A 16,337-nucleotide genomic window follows, 5' to 3' on the forward strand; every position below is an offset into this window, starting at 1 on the left:
TAAATAATTACTTGCAAAATACAAGTAGATATAAAGTTTTTTTATGACAGATACAAAAAAAAGATCGGATTGTCCTATCAGTTGCTCTCTTGATATCTGGGGAGACAAGTGGTCTTTATTGATTGTCAGAGACCTGATATTCTTTAAAGAGCGTACATATAGTGATTTTTTAAAATCGGATGAAAAAATAGCAACCAATATTTTGGCTGCCCGATTACAAATGCTTGAAGATAATGGTATTATTTCTAAATCAGAGCACCCTGAAAGTAAGGCTAAGGTATTGTATAAACTGACACCAAAGGGCATTGACTTATTACCCTTGATGATTGAAATAAATGTATGGGCTGACAAATACCTGATTATCCCTGATGAGCAAAGAGAAATATTAAAGGAGATAAAGAAGAATAAAGAGGCTTATATCAAAAAAAGGACGAAAGAGCTTAAGGAAATATAGGATTCATTTTACACATCCAACTACCAACATAATCAAGTTTGGCTCGTTCATTATAAGCCAAACTTACTATGTTGGTAGTTTTTATTATTTAGCAGCAATCAGGTTTACCCATTTGGTAAATGACACTATATAGTTATCTACAAACTTGACAGTTCTTTCAGCTACCAGTTTTCCGCTCTCATCTAAAGCAGAAGCTATATCACCTAAATAGGCTTCGGGCTGTTGCATCATCAAGACATTGAGGAAAACCATTGGTTGACGTAAATGTTGATTCGCGCCAAAAGCCCCTATCTGTCCAGGTGATACACTGATAATACCTCCGGGTTTTGCATCCCATACATTTTTGCCATAAGGGCGTGAACCGACATCCAAAGCATTTTTGAGTACTGCTGGGATGGTACGGTTGTGTTCAGGGGTAATAAACAAAAAGCCTGACAGTTCTTTTACTTTATCCCTAAATACAGTATACGATTCAGGAGCATTATTATCATCATCGAAGTCTTGATTATAGATATCCAACTTGCTGATATCAATTATTTCAAACTTAATCTCCGAATTGCTTTTTGACACAACGAATTCGGCTACGCTCTTACTGAATGAATTTCGGCGCAGGCTCCCTACAAAGATTCCAATTGTTTTACTCATAATTTAATTTTTTAGTATATCAAATATAATATTTATCTGTGATATTAATTTATACAGAGTCGTTTATGTTATATATAGGTTATCAGGACTCAATTACTTCAACCATTTTACAACATCCTGCAGCATTTGACTATTGATAGTGTGTCCTTCCTCATAAGTATGAAATTCAGGATGAATGTTCTTGTCTTTAAGGTAATCAACAGCATCAACAGCATATTGATAATTGAGAACGTTATCTGATTTTCCGTGTGAGACAAATATTTTTAGTTCCTCCAATCTATCATTACCGGCTATCAATGGCTTTACTTCCGGCAGTAACCTGCCGCTCATAACAGCTATTCCCGCAATCTTTTCGGGAGCAGTTAATGCCACACTATAACTCATTATACCTCCTTGACTAAAACCCATTAAGAAAACCTGTTCATCGTCAAAATCTTCCAATGATTTCAGTTCATCTATAAAAGATATAATTTTCAGCCTCGATTGTTCTGCCTGCTGTGCATTGATCTCCGGGCGTCCGCTTGAGAAATCTACCTGAAACCAAGCATAGCTACCGGCACCCAGGCTTAATGGTCCTCGAGCAGATACAACCAGATATTTGTCGGGTATGGCTTCTGCTAATGAGAACATGTGCTGCTCGTTACTTCCAACGCCATGCAGCATAATCAGTAAAGGAGGCTTATTAGCTGCATCCTTCGGTCTTCGTAATGTATAAAATAATGTTGTATTCTGATTCATAATTGCAATACTAATTTTATAATTAAACAATACCCAACTTCACAGACATCATATTTAATGAACCGGCGACCAGATGGTCATTGAATATATAAGGTACTTCATCTTTTTCTTGCAAGGCAAGTGTATATAAAAGAGGAATAAAATGTTCGGGTGTAGGGATTGCCAATTTAAATTCTTTTCCTAATTTGTCAAAATTCACAAGGGATTGGTGATCTCCTTCTGTAATGAACTGTCTGATTCTTTCATTCACTCCAATAGCCCAGTCATATCCAGAATCAACAGTATCCATATTACTCCAATCGACCATCCGTAAGTTATGAATGGAATTGCCGCTTCCGATAATGATTACTCCTTTTCTTCTTAATGCAGCCAGTTCTTTGCCTAACTGATAATGAAAAGCCGCCGGTTTAGAATAATCGATACTCATTTCGATAACCGGTACGTCTGCCTTTGGAAACAAAAATTTGGTTACTGTCCAACATCCATGGTCCAGTCCCCATTCATTCGTGAGGTTTACAGAGGTTGATGTTATACCTTGCTGAATAGCCAAAGCTAATTCAGGGCTTCCCAGAGCCGGATACTGAACTTCGTATAGCCGGGATGGAAAGCCTCCGAAATCGTGTATGGTTTCAGGTTGCTTCATTGCTGTTACAAAAGTTCCTCTTGTTTCCCAGTGTGCCGAAATACAAAGTATTGCATTGGGTCTGGGTAATTCCTTTGCGATAGACTCGAATCCTCTGGTAAATATATTGTCTTCAATAGCGTTCATCGGATTGCCATGTCCTACAAACAGAGCAGGCATTCGCTCTGTAGCCTTGAAGTTCTTTGTAAATTGGTGAAGCGAGTCTAATTTCAGTTCATTTATTTCGGAATGTAACAATGTCATAATTCTCTCTCATTCTATATTTATTTCTAATATTAAAAATGCCTGATGAAAGTCTTAATTTCCATCAGGCAATATATAGGGCTTTCTAAAACTTAGTTTCCCATAATCTGATCCATATAAGACTTATTATCCCAGAATAGATATTCTTCTGTCATGACTCCATCTTTCCAGATTCCGATTGTTGCCATCGGTAATTTAAAGCTTTTACCTGTCGGCTGTATAAATTTACCATCGCCTATAGGCATTGGTTCAGTAAAGGTGCCTAACATATATCCCATTACCGCTGTTATATTTCCTGAACCTATTTTAATAGGATGTTCTTCAATCCGAGTATCAGGTGCATAGACAAACATGGCGTCAAGAGTTTTAATATGCTGCTCTATTCCAACTTCGGAATGTCCGTCAGGAAAATGCACTATAATATCTTTAGCATGGCTTTCGTGTAAACGTTTCCAATCACGATTGCTAAATACGGTATAATCCAAGGTATCAAATGTCTGAAGATACTTAGAGATTAGTTGATTGGCTGCAGTCATTTCTTTGACTTGTTTCAAAAGCTGTTCTTTTGTTTCTGCTTTTTGTCCAAAAGAGGAAAGGCTTATTATTAAAGCAAATGCAGCAAGGCTGATTTTCAAAATAGAATTTTTCATCATCTTTAAATTTTTAATTGTTTTGATGATGCAAAGTTCTGATAAATAGCGCTTGTCAAGGTAACATATTTCGGAAGAATAATTGTGTTTTTCGGAAAAAATAAAGTTCCCGATTTATACTGAGGCTTATTCGCAGATTAAGAAAAGAATTTCGAAATGTCTTTTCTGAACTCAGAAGGAGTTATTCCTGTTTTTCTTTTGAAAGCATGTGTAAAGTATGTCTTTTCTTTAAATCCGATATCATAGCCTATTTCAGATATAGTTTTATCGGTTGATATCAACTGGTTTTTAGCTTCTGTCAGCTTACGGTTTTCTATGATTTCAGAAACACTTTGATGTAGAATATCCTGACATATAAGATTCAGGTTACGGGTAGTCATAAACAACTTTTCAGCATAAAAGCTAACATCCCGAGGTTCCCTGTAATGTTCTTCTAATAATCTTAAGAAATTTTTAAATGTTACACTTTGTATTTTTTTCGACTCTTCATTGTTAAGTTTTAGCTTCCGGCGTTCTGATTCTATCATGGTGAAAATAGACATTAATAGCTGGCGGATGACGCTTATATCGGGGGCTGCTTGTGTATATTCATCATGAATAATAGTACAGATATTATCCAGACGGCTAAAACATGTATTGGGATTCATATGTATATTGGCTCTATCATGGAAGGCAGTATACAATTGAAAAGCTGTAGCGGATATAAGTTCGCTCTTGAAACGTATAACCCAGATTTCACATTTTCCATCTTTAGCCATTGGTTTTATTTGATGCATTTTACCCTGTGTTATAAAACTTATGAAGGGTGCATCTATTATATGGGATTGAAAATCGATAAAATGTTCAGCTTGCCCTTCTATGCCTATAAGTAATTCCTCATAATCATGAGAGTGGGGGAGGTTGGGCTCCTTTAGAATTTCTTCAGCCTGTTTTACATCCAGTTTGAATATTTTAAAGATGTCATTCATACTTCAATTTTTATAAGATATAGTAAAATAAAGGAAAAAATAATAATGAAAAGTACTTATCCCATATAAAATTAATTGAGTTTTTAATCTGCCTTTTTACTGTTTGCCATTTGGAAAGAATTGATTGCTTCAACTATTAAATTCACCGAGTTCCGGATTCCAAGTGATGAGGAGTTTATTACAAGATCATATTGTCCGGCATCGTTCCAGTTTTTACCTGTATATTGCCAATAGTGGTTGGCTCTTACTCTATTAATTCTATTTATTTCCTTTGTTGCTTTATCTTCGTTATAGCCAAATTCGGCCATTACCCGATGGCGGGCAAAATCAATATCCGATATAATAAAAAGTTTAAGACAATTCGGGTAATCTTTTAAAATTTGGTTCGCAACACGGCCAATAATAACACATGACCTTTGGCTGGCCAAGTTACGTATAATTTGGCACTGGGTTATGAAGATTTTATCATCTTCGGACAAATCCATATATGCCGGAACTTGTCTGTCTGTAATAATATGCTCGAGTAATTTTGACGTAGATATATTTTGTTCCATTTGCTTTACAGAGGCGGGGTTTATCCCTAACTTTTTTGATGTCTCTGTTATGATCTTATTATCATAAAATGGAATGCCAAGCTGTTTTGCAAGCTTCATACCGATTTCATGACCTCCACTGCCAAATTCTCGTCCGATTGTTATTGTAAATATATTTTTATTGGGTACTTCTTCGGCACATTCACTCAAGTAAGTTGTTTCCTTGTTGACCAGTATAACATCAAGCCAATTTAATCGGAAAGAGAAGAAACGAACCATTACCCCGACAAAAACCATTGAAACGAGCGTTGCCACGCCTACAATATTCCATTTCCAGGTATGAAAAAAGCAGAAAGCAAATATTGCGCCTATTGCTACTAAAGTTATATCATTATAAATTTTAGCTTTTCCAAAATCCAGTCCTGTTACTTTGGATAGAGCAACACAGAAACCTTCTCCGGGTAACAATAACGCATTACAACGTACCTCACAGGCAATACCAAAACCTAGTATTGCACATGCTGCGAAAAGTTGGATTATCCGCAATACATAGCCCAATACTGAGCTATCCCAGACACACCATGAAGTTAGTATCATTGCAATATCTATAAACATCCCGAATAGAAAACCTGTAACCATTTGCAGCAGTTGTATTTTTTTGAAATTTTTCCTTAGTAATACAATCTGAAGCAATATAAGAATTGTATTCATGCAAATAGTGTACTGTCCGATGGTCCACGATGGCACTATAAACGTCATCCCGAATATACCAACATGAGTCTCTTTAGCAAGACTCCATACATAAGGAATAAGGGAGATTGCGGACGAACCCAGATCAGAACGCAAGGTTAATGCGACACCAATGGACATTATGAACAAAGATGCCGCAAATATAGTATATCGGCGTAATATTACCTGAATGGTGTTTATGTTGTTATTCACGGTTAAGCTTACCCGCTTTGATATCATCAATCATTCCTTTATAAGGAGCCTGAGAGATAATTTGATCATTATTAATCCCTTCGTTTTTAGCATAAGTGATCGTTGCAAATTCAGGCACCACATATTTCGGATAAGTGCTGTATTTTTCACGGCTTTCTTCCATCAGAGGAATGAAATCGTTCTGGAAACAAACTGTTATTTCAGGATGTTCATGTACCCATTTCGGAAAAAATATTATACCATGCAGCCTTTTGTCTTTCGGCATGAAAGCAATACTGACATCTGTTCCCGTTGGTTCTGTCCATGATATTTTATAAACATCATCTGTTAGTTTTACTAAATCTACTTTTTGGTCTTTTACCCAACGTCCGCCAACCATACCACTATGAATTCGATAATCGATAGTGTTTTCATTTTTAACATAAAGTTCATATTCCCATCCATTTTCATATGTATATATGAAGTGAGAACCGATAAATTTATCCATATAATTTTATATTTTTTATTTAGTGTAAAGGTAGGAGAAAGCCATGCCTGCTATGTTATCTGAGAGAATCTATTTTACTTGCCTGTAAAAGTCAAAATGATTATTTTTGTATTTATGGATGAGTTTGTTAAAATAGAAAAGTCCCAAAATGAATTTTACTTCTCTTGTTATGATAAGTTTACACAAAGAGAATTGTATGAGAAATACTATAAAATTCTCAAAATTATATCAGGTACAGCAAATCTGTCTAATAATAAAACAAATATAACGGTAAGGACAGGAGACTTTGTATTTGTTAATCAAGGCGGCTTCTCCAGAATACGTATGTATCCGGAGAAAAGACGGCCTTTTAAATTATTATGCTTGAATTTTACAGATAACTTTTTACGGAAATGTCTCAAAGATCAAACTCATCTTTTAGGCATAAAAAGCAGGGTAGGTGCATTTGAGACGATAGAATCAAATATAATGCTCGAAGCTTTATTCTCATCTCTGAATGTATATGCAACAAATAATAGTCCTATGGATATGATTACCGTAGATCTGAAGTTAAGGGAATGTATACATATTCTGTCGCAAAACAATCCTCAGTTATTAAATGAGATGCTATGTCTGCAAATAGGAAAGCGAGTGGAGTTGGAAGAGTTTATGAATAGCAATTATATGTATAATGCCCCTTTGGTGCGTTTTGCAGAATTGTCAGGAAGAAGCTTGTCTTCTTTTCGAAGAGAGTTCGTACAGCTATATGGAACAACTCCTAATAGGTGGCTTATAAAGAAGAGGCTTGATGTGGCTTATCAGAAATTAACAGAAGTGGGATGTAAAGTATCCGATATCTATCTGGAATTGGGCTTTGAGACCCTATCCCACTTTTCTCGTAAGTTTAAAGAACAATACGGTATTTCTCCGTCTAAGTTGCAGGGGCATAATGATCAGACTGAATATAGAATGAGCCTGAAATAACCAAAGAAACTCTATCATCCATTTAAATAGCTTGAATGATTTCTTATATTAATAACTGAAGAATAGTTGATTCTCTTTTTTGAGTAGTTAAAATTACGTTTAAACCATCAATAATCATAAAGTAAATTACTGACAAACAATGACTAACACACATAATCGTGGACAATTTCTGTCTCTTGTCTTTGACCACGATTTAGGCATGTATATACTGTCGTAAATTGCCCTTTTCTGCCTATTTGGACAAAAGAAAAAACCTCGACTTTCTACTGAAAATCAAGGCTTTACTTCTTTTTGCATCATTTGCTAGTGATCCCGCTGGGGCTCGAACCCAGGACCCCATCATTAAAAGTGATGTGCTCTACCGACTGAGCTACGGAATCTCCGGTTATGCTTTTCTTACAAAGCGAGTGCAAAGGTATAACAAAAATTTAAAAAATAAAAGAATTCATAGGCGAAATTTATACCTTTGTTATTACAAGTAAGCTGAAAATTGTTTAGGTAATCTTTATTAATTATTGTATATGAATGAATTGAAAGACGGTCAGGTTCATCAAAATTATTTATCAAAATCTTTATTATGGCTAATGACAATCGGAGCAGGATTGGTTGTTGCGAATAATTATTACAATCAACCTCTTCTGGGAAAAATAGCTAAAGAGTTTAATATTTCCGAATCTACAGCCAACAATGTAGCGATGCTTACTCAAATCGGCTATGCCTTAGGCCTATTGTTATTGATACCTTTAGGTGATATGTTTAGACGAAAAAAGATCATTATTGCAGACTTTGCTCTTATCATCCTATCCCTATTGACTTTCTCGCTAAGTACAAATATATATGTAATGTTTGCAGCGAGTTTTTTCATCGGATTCAGTTCCGTTATCCCCCAAATGTTTGTTCCTATTGCAGCTCAACTATCTAAGCCCGAAGAGAAAGGAAAGAACGTTGGACTGGTTATGAGCGGACTTCTAGTAGGGATCCTTGTCTCCCGCGTTTTCAGCGGTATCGTAGGAGAAATACTCGGATGGAGAGAAGTCTATTATATTGCAATAGCCGTAGTGACTCTCTTTGGCATCTCTATTGTACTAGTATTACCTAACATAAAGCCGACTTTCAACGGAACATATTCTCAATTAATGCAATCGCTGCTTCTCTATGTATGGACGGTACCCAGTTTGAGATTAGCATCCCTTCGAGGAGCGTTAGGTTTCGGATCATTTATGGCATTCTGGACTACCCTGACCTTTCATCTCGAACGCCCTCCCTTTTTAGCAGGAAGTGATGTTGCCGGCATGCTAGGGCTTGTAGGCGTGGTCGGTGCACTTGCCGCATCTCTCGTCGGACGCATGACCGACAGGATCAATAAGAACCTGTTGATTATAATCTCTGTCATTATAATGATTCTTTCGTGGCTGGTATTCGGAATCTGGGGATTCTCTTATGCCGGACTTATCATTGGTATCATATTACTGGATGTAGGTTTACAATCCATGCATATAACAAATCAAACTATAGTGTTTTCAACCCATCCGGAAGCGACAAATCGCCTTAATACCATTTATATGGTAAGTTACTTTATCGGAGGATCACTCGGAACCTTTATCAGTGGGAAAGCTTGGGGTGCTTACGGCTGGCAAGGATCGGTCGGAGTCGGAATAAGTTTTGTTGTTATAGCTTTACTGGCTCACCTTCTGCTTACACGAAAAGTAAAATAAGATAAAAACGGCTCACGAATTCGAACAAATAACTGATACAGATGTTTTTAATATAAAAAAGAAAACAACATGAAGAAGATTGCATCTGTATTATTTATAACTTGCTTAATAGCTCTTATCGGATGTAAAAGCAAAGTTCTCACAGCCGAACAGCAAGCTAAAGTTGATAGTAATATTCAAAAAATAGAGAATCACAATCTGACTTTCTCTGCAACTAATGCATCGCCGTTATCCGGAAGATCGATTTCTCTTACCGATACTTATTTTTTGAAGATATCAGCCGATACAGTTATTGCCCGATTACCTTACTTCGGACGTTCTTATATTGCTCCGACAGATCCTTCGAATATTGGGATTGATTTTCTCTCCACAAACTTTGATTATAAAGCAGAGCAAACTAAAAGAGGGATGTACAACATAACCATAATACCAAAAGATTTATCTAAAATGGAAGAACGAGGTATCAAGCTATTTCTCTCATTAGGGGATAATGGATATGGTACATTACAGGTATCTTTTACCAATAGGCAGCCCATTTCGTTTTATGGAACTTACTAATCTATTTAGAAATAAAATAGAAAAGGTTACAAAGGTTACACAAAAATTATACTTTTTAGCTTCCATCTTTTATCCTTATTGATAAAAGATGGCTTGTGTTTTCTGTTATTTAAAGAACGCTTTACCCATAGATAAAATTGACAAGAAGAAGCCATGTCTTTATATAAAAAATTCGGGGAGATAAATTCACTCTTCATCTCCCCGACATAAAGTCTCCCTATTTTATAGTTTTCATAAGCTCTTGAATTCCTCTATCTAAAATATTATCAATCCCTTGTATATAATATGATTCATAACTGTTTCTGACTTCTATATCAGGGAGAATCCCTGTATCATTAGGCTGGCTTCCATCTACATTAATATATTTTTTTGAACAGAACATTAGTTCATAATTGTTGGTTAATGGAATAAACATAGGCTCTCCAACACATCCAACACTCGGCTCTCCAATTATTATCCCTCTCTTTTGTTCTTTCATTAAGATCAGAAAGTCTTCAGCAGCGGATCCAACATATTGCCCCGAAAGAATAACTAATGGTTGTGATAATTTTAATGAATCATCTATCTCGTTTAAGTATGAAGGATGCTTAATCTCTTCCATTGCTGTCCCTTCATAATAGGAACGAAACTGAGGAGCATATTCCCCCCATTTTCTGAAAGTAGTAATATTTTTTCGAGACAACCATTTTCCTGAAAGTTTAAATTGAGATTCAGGTATTAAACTACATGCAATATTTTCCCAAGCGGCATCAGTCCCTCCTCTATTGCCTCTAATATCAATAATTAATCCTTTACAGGTTCTTAATTGCGGAAGATATACCCTAAGGGTGTTATTAATAGAATCTAGAAATTGTCCGCCAAAAGAACCTAACTGAATATATCCTATATTTTTCTCGATTATTTTTATACTTATGGGGGATGCATTATCTCCTTTTACCATAGGTTCTTTCATTCCATTAGAGTTGTAATCTCGAATCAGAGTTACCTCATGTTCTTTACCTTTCGGCGGCTTTACAAGTATATTTACAGAGGTATGGGGTCTGCCGTATAAAACTTCTGTAGCTGATTTTTCAAACTTCCAATGTGGGGTTGATGCAGATATATATGGACTTACCGAATCATTGATATATTCTATTACAGGAATATTGTTTATTTTCAAGATTTCACTTCCTATAGGTATTTTCTCTACTGACTTTTTTGAGATATCGCTAACAATAATTTTTTTACCCAAATTGCTTATTTTTATAGGAGGTGTATCATCAGGACGTTTTGCTATATAAATACGGGTGTGAGCTTCATTGAAATGCGCTATAAATTCAGATAATGTTTTGTAATATTCATACTCTGAATTTATGCCTTCAACTTTAGGTAGATAAGCTAGATACAAACTATCTATATTTACTTGTTTCAATTTTTCAGGGAATGCAAAGTTATATTGCATTTCCTTCCAGATCGTAGATAATGAGTATATACGTTGCAGATGATTAGGCATATTATTTTGTGATCTAAGCACATTGTTCCACGAAAACATATAAATAATAAGAATATAAATAAAAGTCTTTTTCATAATTAGTTGATTAAATTTCGGCTCTTCGCTTTTTCTACAATAAATGATGACAAGGAGTATTCTGCATTCTCAAAGACACAAGGCAATGACGAAGAATCAATTCTCGAGTCATAATTTTTTTGTATACATGGCCCCATGCACATGGGAAGCATTCTACACTCTAAACATTGAGCGTTTTCAAAAGTAGATTTAGAATAATAAATGCTTAATAATTTATCATTCCAGTCAACATCCCCATCGGATAAAAGCCTGCCTATCACCTTATCTTCACCATAATCTCGAGCAGTACACTTAAATATTTTTCCATCATAATTTATTGCGTAATAACGAAATTTGTCAGCGTAACATCGATAAAAAGCTTTTGGCCTATATGCCCAAAATCCTGATTCCAATCCATTTAAGAAAAATTCTTTTTTAGCTTTCTCTAACAATTTTCTTTCTTCCTCTGTAAATGGGACCTGCCATACTTTCTGAAAATCTATTCGGATGTGCTTTTTACTCGTTTCAGATATATCTTTTATGATATCCTGTATGTTTTTTAGAGTTTGTTTATCGTAATTTATTCTTAGTATAATAAAGACATCAGGAATAATATCTGTGATTAGATTAATGTTTTCTATAACTTTTCGGTATGTTCCTTCTTTATTCTCAAAGTATTTTATTTTATTGTGTCTTTTTTCATTTCCATCTATAGGAATCTGAAAACTCGTAAAGTTTAAGTCTCTCATATATTTTATACGATCTACATTTATTAAAGTCGCATTTGTTGTTATATGTTGAGTAAATTTCACCCCTGATTCTTTGGTTAATTTATTTGCAGAAGTTGATATTGGTTTGATAACTTTATCAAAGTACATTAGAGGTTCACCTCCAAACCAATCTAAATGAAATGCAGCTGCTTTTTGTTTTTGTATAACATTTCGAATGTGGGCAATTACATTATTTATCACATCAGGACTCATTCCTCCATTATGAGTTGCATTTGCATATTCTGTGGAACAATACCAACATGCAACATTACAATCTAATGTCGGATTAATGGTTATATGGTATGAATTCTCTCCATAAATACGACGTTTATTTTGTAGTTTTATATAATCTAATTCATTGTAATCTTGATTTACAATAAAGCCTGATTCTTTTAACTCTTCATATAACATAGGATATTCATCTTTAAATGTTTGCAAATCTTCAAACAACTCAGAGATTGTTGAAAATTCTTCGGCCGTTAAGGACATCAAAGAATCAGTTAATGTATTGTACAACAAAACTCTATTATTATGATTAATTTTTGTGTTGTAGTAGCTCGTTTTATCCATGATTTCGATATTATTGCATAGTGATGTCTGATTTTTTATTGCATGGATTTATGTGATAGTTTTATGTCCGACTGTGGTAACGTGTCATATGCTGTTTTACGTAAAAATAAGGTGTCTGCATTAATATCCCGATAACTAAAAACTCATTTTTTCGTCAAAAAAATAAGTTCTCATACTTATAAAATTCAAACGAGTACTAGTGGGATCTTGCGACTACGCAATAATATTTTTCACAAACCTATATAAAATAGGAAAGGTTGTCATCACGACAACCAATCTTCATTGTTAACCTTAAATCTAATACCATGAAAAACACAGTACAAATATAAAGCATTTTATGTTATAGAACATAACTTTTATACTTGTTTTTTCAATAATTAACCTTATTTAGCTAAATTACTATCCGGAAGGTCTTTTTGCGACTTCACCCCAAGGTCTTTTAACATTTCCGCCTGCCTGATCAGGTTACCATTTCCATCCCTTAACTGCATGAGAGCCTTATCATAACTCCGCTGAGTGCGTTCCATATTTTTACCTACATCTTGCAGAGTTTCTACAAATCCGACAAATTTATCATACAATATAGATCCTCTACGGGCTATCTCCTGCGCATTACGGCTTTGATACTCCCTTTTCCACAAATCAGCAACAACTTTCAACGATGCAATCAGGTTTGTAGGGCTTATCAGGAGGATTCGTTTGCGGTAGGCATAATCCCATATGGACGAATCAAGCTGCATTGCCAGAATATAAGCAGGTTCATTAGGAACAAACATCATCACAAAATCCAAAGAATCGATATAATCCTGATAAGATTTCGAGCTAAGCTCGTCGATATGCTTTTTTACAGACAGAATATGCTCCTTTTCTGCCGATAACCTCTCCTGATCAGTTTCCGATTCCACATATTTTACATATCCGTTAAGAGAGACTTTCGAGTCAACTATAATTTTCCTTCCTCCCGGATATACAATAACAACATCAGGCTGTAAGGCTTTATTCTCATCATTCAATATCCTTTCGCCTTTTTCGTTTGTAAGTATCTCTTGGGTAAAATATTCTTCACCCTTCTTGAGACCCGATTTTTCGAGAATAGACTCCAGAATCATCTCACCCCAATTACCCTGAATTTTACTGTTTCCTTTCAATGCTTTCGTCAAATTGTTTGCATCTTCACTTATCTGGTGATTCAAAGAGACCAATTCCCGAATCCTTTCTTCGAGAGAAAATCTTTGTTTAGATTCCTTGTCGTAAGTTTCTTCGACTTTCACCTTAAATTCAGACAATTTCTCATTCAATGGTTTTAGAATCGATTCCATATTCAACCGATTAATATCAGTAAATTTGGATGTTTTTTCTTCCAATATTCGGTTTGCGAGTAACTGAAAATCTTTGTTGAACTGTTCTCTGACATTGGATATTTCACCTTGTTGAAGAGAAAGAAGTTCTTCTTTTGTACTCAATGAAGCCTCCAACAGAGCTTTAGAATGAACAAACTCGAGTTCTTTCTGCTTCAATCGGCTGTTTTCATCTTTCAACTTCTCATTTTCGGTTTTCAAATCATTGATCTGCTGCTTACCCGTACGATACATCCAGACCATCACGAAAAACGAAAAAGCTATAATTATAGCAATATAAATAAACTCCATACTTACTTATTTGTTTTACTCATATAAAGATACGTTTCGAAAGTTTCCGGCTTTGATAATCTACAGAAAATCAACACCTGATATTTGAAACCCGAAATTATAACCGAAAGTTAGGAAAAGATAACTTTTCATGAAAATTTGTTCCTTTCTTTGTGTGTATGTTCATAATAAAAGAATGAGAATTTTTTACAGTAAATATTTCCCGCCTAAGGGATTCGCCGCTATTAATCTTTTCGGAATAATTATCGGCCGAAAAGAATATGGAATCCTATCTAAGCAGGAAATTAATCACGAAAAAATTCACACAGCCCAGATAACAGAACTGCTTTGGATATTTTTTTATCTACTGTACTTTTTAGAATGGCTGGTTAGGATCATACAATACAGAGACCCTCTCAAAGCATATTACAATATTTCTTTCGAAAGGGAAGCATATAGCAATGACAAACATGTCCATTATCTAAAAGAGCGTTCGAGATACTCTTTTGTATATTATTACAAGCAGCAAAAAAAATGAATCTAAAAACGAAAATTAAAATACTGGTTTATCTTTTATTTGCATTAAGCACAGGAACATCTTGTGCCCAGAAAACAGAAAATCCAAATCATAAATCAATGAAATATAACGATCTTACGCCCGAAGAAGAAAGGGTCATAGTACACAAAGGTACCGAATACCCGTATACAGGAGAATATGTAAACAACAAAAAAGAAGGTACATATGTCTGTAAACGCTGTGATGCCCCACTCTACAAATCATCCGACAAATTCGATTCTCAATGCGGATGGCCATCTTTCGATGATGAAATAAAAGGTGCAGTCAAACGGATTCCCGACTCTGATGGTATGCGAACCGAGATAGTCTGTGCCAACTGCGGTGCTCATCTCGGACATGTTTTCATCGGAGAAGGATTTACTCCGAAAAATACCCGGCATTGCGTTAATTCAATTTCTATGAAATTTATCCCCGAACAGAATAGAAACATCAGAAAAGCCTATTTTGCCTCGGGATGTTTCTGGGGTACCGAATACTACTTTATGAAAGCAAAAGGAGTAAAACACACCGCTGTCGGCTTTATGGGAGGACATGTAGACCATCCTACATACCGTCAGGTTTGTGAGAAAACAACCGGACACCTCGAGACCACAGAAGTAGAATATGATACTCGCAATACATCTTACGAAGATCTGGTGAAACTTTTCTTCGAAACACACGATTTTACCCAGACCAACGGACAAGGACCTGATATCGGCCCTCAATACCTCTCATGCATATTTTACTCGACAGATGAAGAGAAATCTATTGCCGAAAAGTACATTTCAATACTTACCGATAAGGGATACAAAGTTGCGACTATGCTAAAACCGGCAGTCACCTTCTGGAAAGCTGAGGATTATCATCAGCAATATTATGAGCATAAAGGAGATAAGCCATACTGCCATGTTTACAAGAAGATATTTTAAGGCTGAGATTATAAACGGAAAAAAGCCTTTGATAATTTCTTCCGGGGCTTTTTTATATTTTATAGCATTTCAAAATTTTTATATTAAAACAATCACATTATTTTTGTGCACGGTTTAAAGGGCATAGTCCTTTTGCTTTTAGTTTCAGACTGCCGATTACACGTAATCTGATGATCGGTCAAGTTTGTAAGTGATTAAATTACAAGATATCATTAAATACTTTCGGTTGGAATGAAAATGGAGACCGAAAATTAAAAATTAAAAATAATATTTATGTTGAAAACTATTTTATCTGTATCGGGCAAACCAGGATTATTTAAATTAATATCCAATGCTAAGAATATGGTTATTGTTGAATCATTGGCAGATAAAAGAAGACTTCCTATCTATGCAAGAGATAAAGTCGTTTCTTTAGGAGATATTGCCATGTATACCGACGAAGGAGAAGTTCCTTTGAGCGAAGTACTAACTAAGATACAGACAAAAGAAAATGGAGGAAAATCATCTATCGTTCCAAATTCAAAACCGGAAGAACTAAGAAAATACTTCGCAGAAATTCTTCCTTCTTATGACAGAGACAGGGTATATGATTCTGATATAAAAAAGCTGTTAGCCTGGTATAATCTTCTTACTGAATCAGGAATTGCTTTCGCAGAAGAGGCTCAATCCGAAGAAGAACCTCAAGCTGAAGAAGTAAAGACTGAACCTGCCAAGGAAGAAAAAGAAGAAAAAGAGCCAAAGAAAAAAGCTGCTCCTAAAGCAAAAAAGGAGACTAAAAAAGACAAATAGTCTATTCTAA

The 16,337-nt window shown here is 35.2% G+C and carries 17 protein-coding genes and 1 tRNA gene; 7 read left to right on the top strand and 11 right to left on the bottom strand.

The genetic code is table 11. The features are described from left to right. The first annotated feature begins 43 nt into the window (after positions 1-43). Complete coding sequence (locus AABJ51_RS13180; RefSeq protein ID WP_321577288.1) at positions 44-454, top strand: winged helix-turn-helix transcriptional regulator; 411 nt, start codon at positions 44-46, stop codon at positions 452-454. Between the two features lie 84 nt (positions 455-538). On the opposite strand, the gene AABJ51_RS13185 is transcribed toward AABJ51_RS13180, so the two are convergent. From AABJ51_RS13185 to padC, 7 genes are all read right to left on the bottom strand, one after another. Beyond that, the gene (locus tag AABJ51_RS13185) at positions 539-1,099 is read right to left on the bottom strand and encodes an NADPH-dependent FMN reductase (protein ID WP_338372882.1); all 561 of its coding nucleotides are present in this window, start codon (positions 1,097-1,099) and stop codon (positions 539-541) included. A 93-nt stretch (positions 1,100-1,192) separates the two neighbouring features. Next, the gene (locus AABJ51_RS13190) at positions 1,193-1,837 is read right to left on the bottom strand and encodes an alpha/beta hydrolase (RefSeq protein WP_338372883.1); all 645 of its coding nucleotides are present in this window, start codon (positions 1,835-1,837) and stop codon (positions 1,193-1,195) included. 22 nt (positions 1,838-1,859) lie between these two features. Then, positions 1,860-2,723, bottom strand: a complete 864-nt coding sequence (gene ygiD / locus AABJ51_RS13195) for a 4,5-DOPA-extradiol-dioxygenase (protein ID WP_338372884.1) — start codon at positions 2,721-2,723, stop codon at positions 1,860-1,862. A gap of 92 nt (positions 2,724-2,815) precedes the next feature. Then, positions 2,816-3,376, bottom strand: a complete 561-nt coding sequence (locus tag AABJ51_RS13200) for an ester cyclase (protein ID WP_338372885.1) — start codon at positions 3,374-3,376, stop codon at positions 2,816-2,818. Positions 3,377-3,510: 134 nt separating this feature from the next. Beyond that, positions 3,511-4,341 carry a helix-turn-helix domain-containing protein gene (locus AABJ51_RS13205; RefSeq protein WP_321577289.1) on the bottom strand — a complete coding sequence of 277 codons (831 nt, stop codon included), beginning with the start codon at positions 4,339-4,341 and terminating at the stop codon, positions 3,511-3,513. A gap of 83 nt (positions 4,342-4,424) precedes the next feature. Continuing rightward, a complete protein-coding gene (locus AABJ51_RS13210) occupies positions 4,425-5,843 on the bottom strand; it encodes a DUF6198 family protein (RefSeq protein ID WP_338372886.1) in 1,419 nt (472 codons plus the stop codon). Next, positions 5,809-6,303, bottom strand: coding sequence for a phenolic acid decarboxylase (gene padC / locus AABJ51_RS13215; protein ID WP_321577291.1), 495 nt, complete (start codon positions 6,301-6,303; stop codon positions 5,809-5,811). The genes AABJ51_RS13210 and padC overlap by 35 nt, the downstream gene beginning before the upstream one ends. A 96-nt stretch (positions 6,304-6,399) precedes the next feature. On the opposite strand from padC, the gene AABJ51_RS13220 reads away from it, so the two are divergent. Continuing rightward, positions 6,400-7,266, top strand: a complete 867-nt coding sequence (locus tag AABJ51_RS13220; protein WP_338372887.1) for a helix-turn-helix domain-containing protein — start codon at positions 6,400-6,402, stop codon at positions 7,264-7,266. A 307-nt stretch (positions 7,267-7,573) separates the two neighbouring features. On the opposite strand, the gene AABJ51_RS13225 is transcribed toward AABJ51_RS13220, so the two are convergent. Beyond that, positions 7,574-7,646, bottom strand: a tRNA-Lys gene (locus AABJ51_RS13225). Positions 7,647-7,787: 141 nt separating this feature from the next. Here AABJ51_RS13225 and AABJ51_RS13230 point away from each other — a divergent pair. Then, the gene (locus tag AABJ51_RS13230) at positions 7,788-8,981 is read left to right on the top strand and encodes an MFS transporter (protein WP_035331792.1); all 1,194 of its coding nucleotides are present in this window, start codon (positions 7,788-7,790) and stop codon (positions 8,979-8,981) included. Between the two features lie 69 nt (positions 8,982-9,050). Beyond that, complete coding sequence (locus AABJ51_RS13235; RefSeq protein WP_338372888.1) at positions 9,051-9,539, top strand: DUF4251 domain-containing protein; 489 nt, start codon at positions 9,051-9,053, stop codon at positions 9,537-9,539. A gap of 217 nt (positions 9,540-9,756) precedes the next feature. Here the strand turns inward: AABJ51_RS13235 and AABJ51_RS13240 are convergent, their stop codons facing one another. The 3 genes from AABJ51_RS13240 to AABJ51_RS13250 form a co-directional block, all read right to left on the bottom strand. After that, a complete protein-coding gene (locus tag AABJ51_RS13240; protein WP_321577293.1) occupies positions 9,757-11,106 on the bottom strand; it encodes a S41 family peptidase in 1,350 nt (449 codons plus the stop codon). Positions 11,107-11,108: 2 nt separating this feature from the next. Further along, on the bottom strand, positions 11,109-12,425 hold the full coding sequence (locus tag AABJ51_RS13245) for a radical SAM/SPASM domain-containing protein (RefSeq protein ID WP_338372889.1): 1,317 nt from the start codon (positions 12,423-12,425) through the stop codon (positions 11,109-11,111). A 383-nt stretch (positions 12,426-12,808) separates the two neighbouring features. Continuing rightward, positions 12,809-14,074 (bottom strand): DNA recombination protein RmuC, encoded by a 1,266-nt coding sequence (locus tag AABJ51_RS13250; protein WP_026626677.1) that lies wholly within the window; start codon positions 14,072-14,074, stop codon positions 12,809-12,811. A 175-nt stretch (positions 14,075-14,249) separates the two neighbouring features. On the opposite strand from AABJ51_RS13250, the gene AABJ51_RS13255 reads away from it, so the two are divergent. The 3 genes from AABJ51_RS13255 to AABJ51_RS13265 all read left to right on the top strand — a co-directional run bounded on the left by AABJ51_RS13255 (position 14,250) and on the right by AABJ51_RS13265 (position 16,327). After that, a complete protein-coding gene (locus AABJ51_RS13255; protein ID WP_026626676.1) occupies positions 14,250-14,591 on the top strand; it encodes a hypothetical protein in 342 nt (113 codons plus the stop codon). Further along, positions 14,588-15,538 (top strand): bifunctional methionine sulfoxide reductase B/A protein, encoded by a 951-nt coding sequence (locus AABJ51_RS13260; protein WP_434781369.1) that lies wholly within the window; start codon positions 14,588-14,590, stop codon positions 15,536-15,538. The genes AABJ51_RS13255 and AABJ51_RS13260 overlap by 4 nt, the downstream gene beginning before the upstream one ends. A 273-nt stretch (positions 15,539-15,811) precedes the next feature. After that, entirely contained in the window at positions 15,812-16,327 is a 516-nt protein-coding gene (locus AABJ51_RS13265) for a DUF5606 family protein (RefSeq protein ID WP_338372890.1), read from the top strand. Positions 16,328-16,337 lie beyond the last annotated feature (10 nt).

It is taken from the genome of Indolivaga capnocytophagoides (genome assembly GCF_036511535.1).
GTDB classification, from domain to species: Bacteria; Bacteroidota; Bacteroidia; order Bacteroidales; family Dysgonomonadaceae; genus Dysgonomonas_A; species Dysgonomonas_A capnocytophagoides.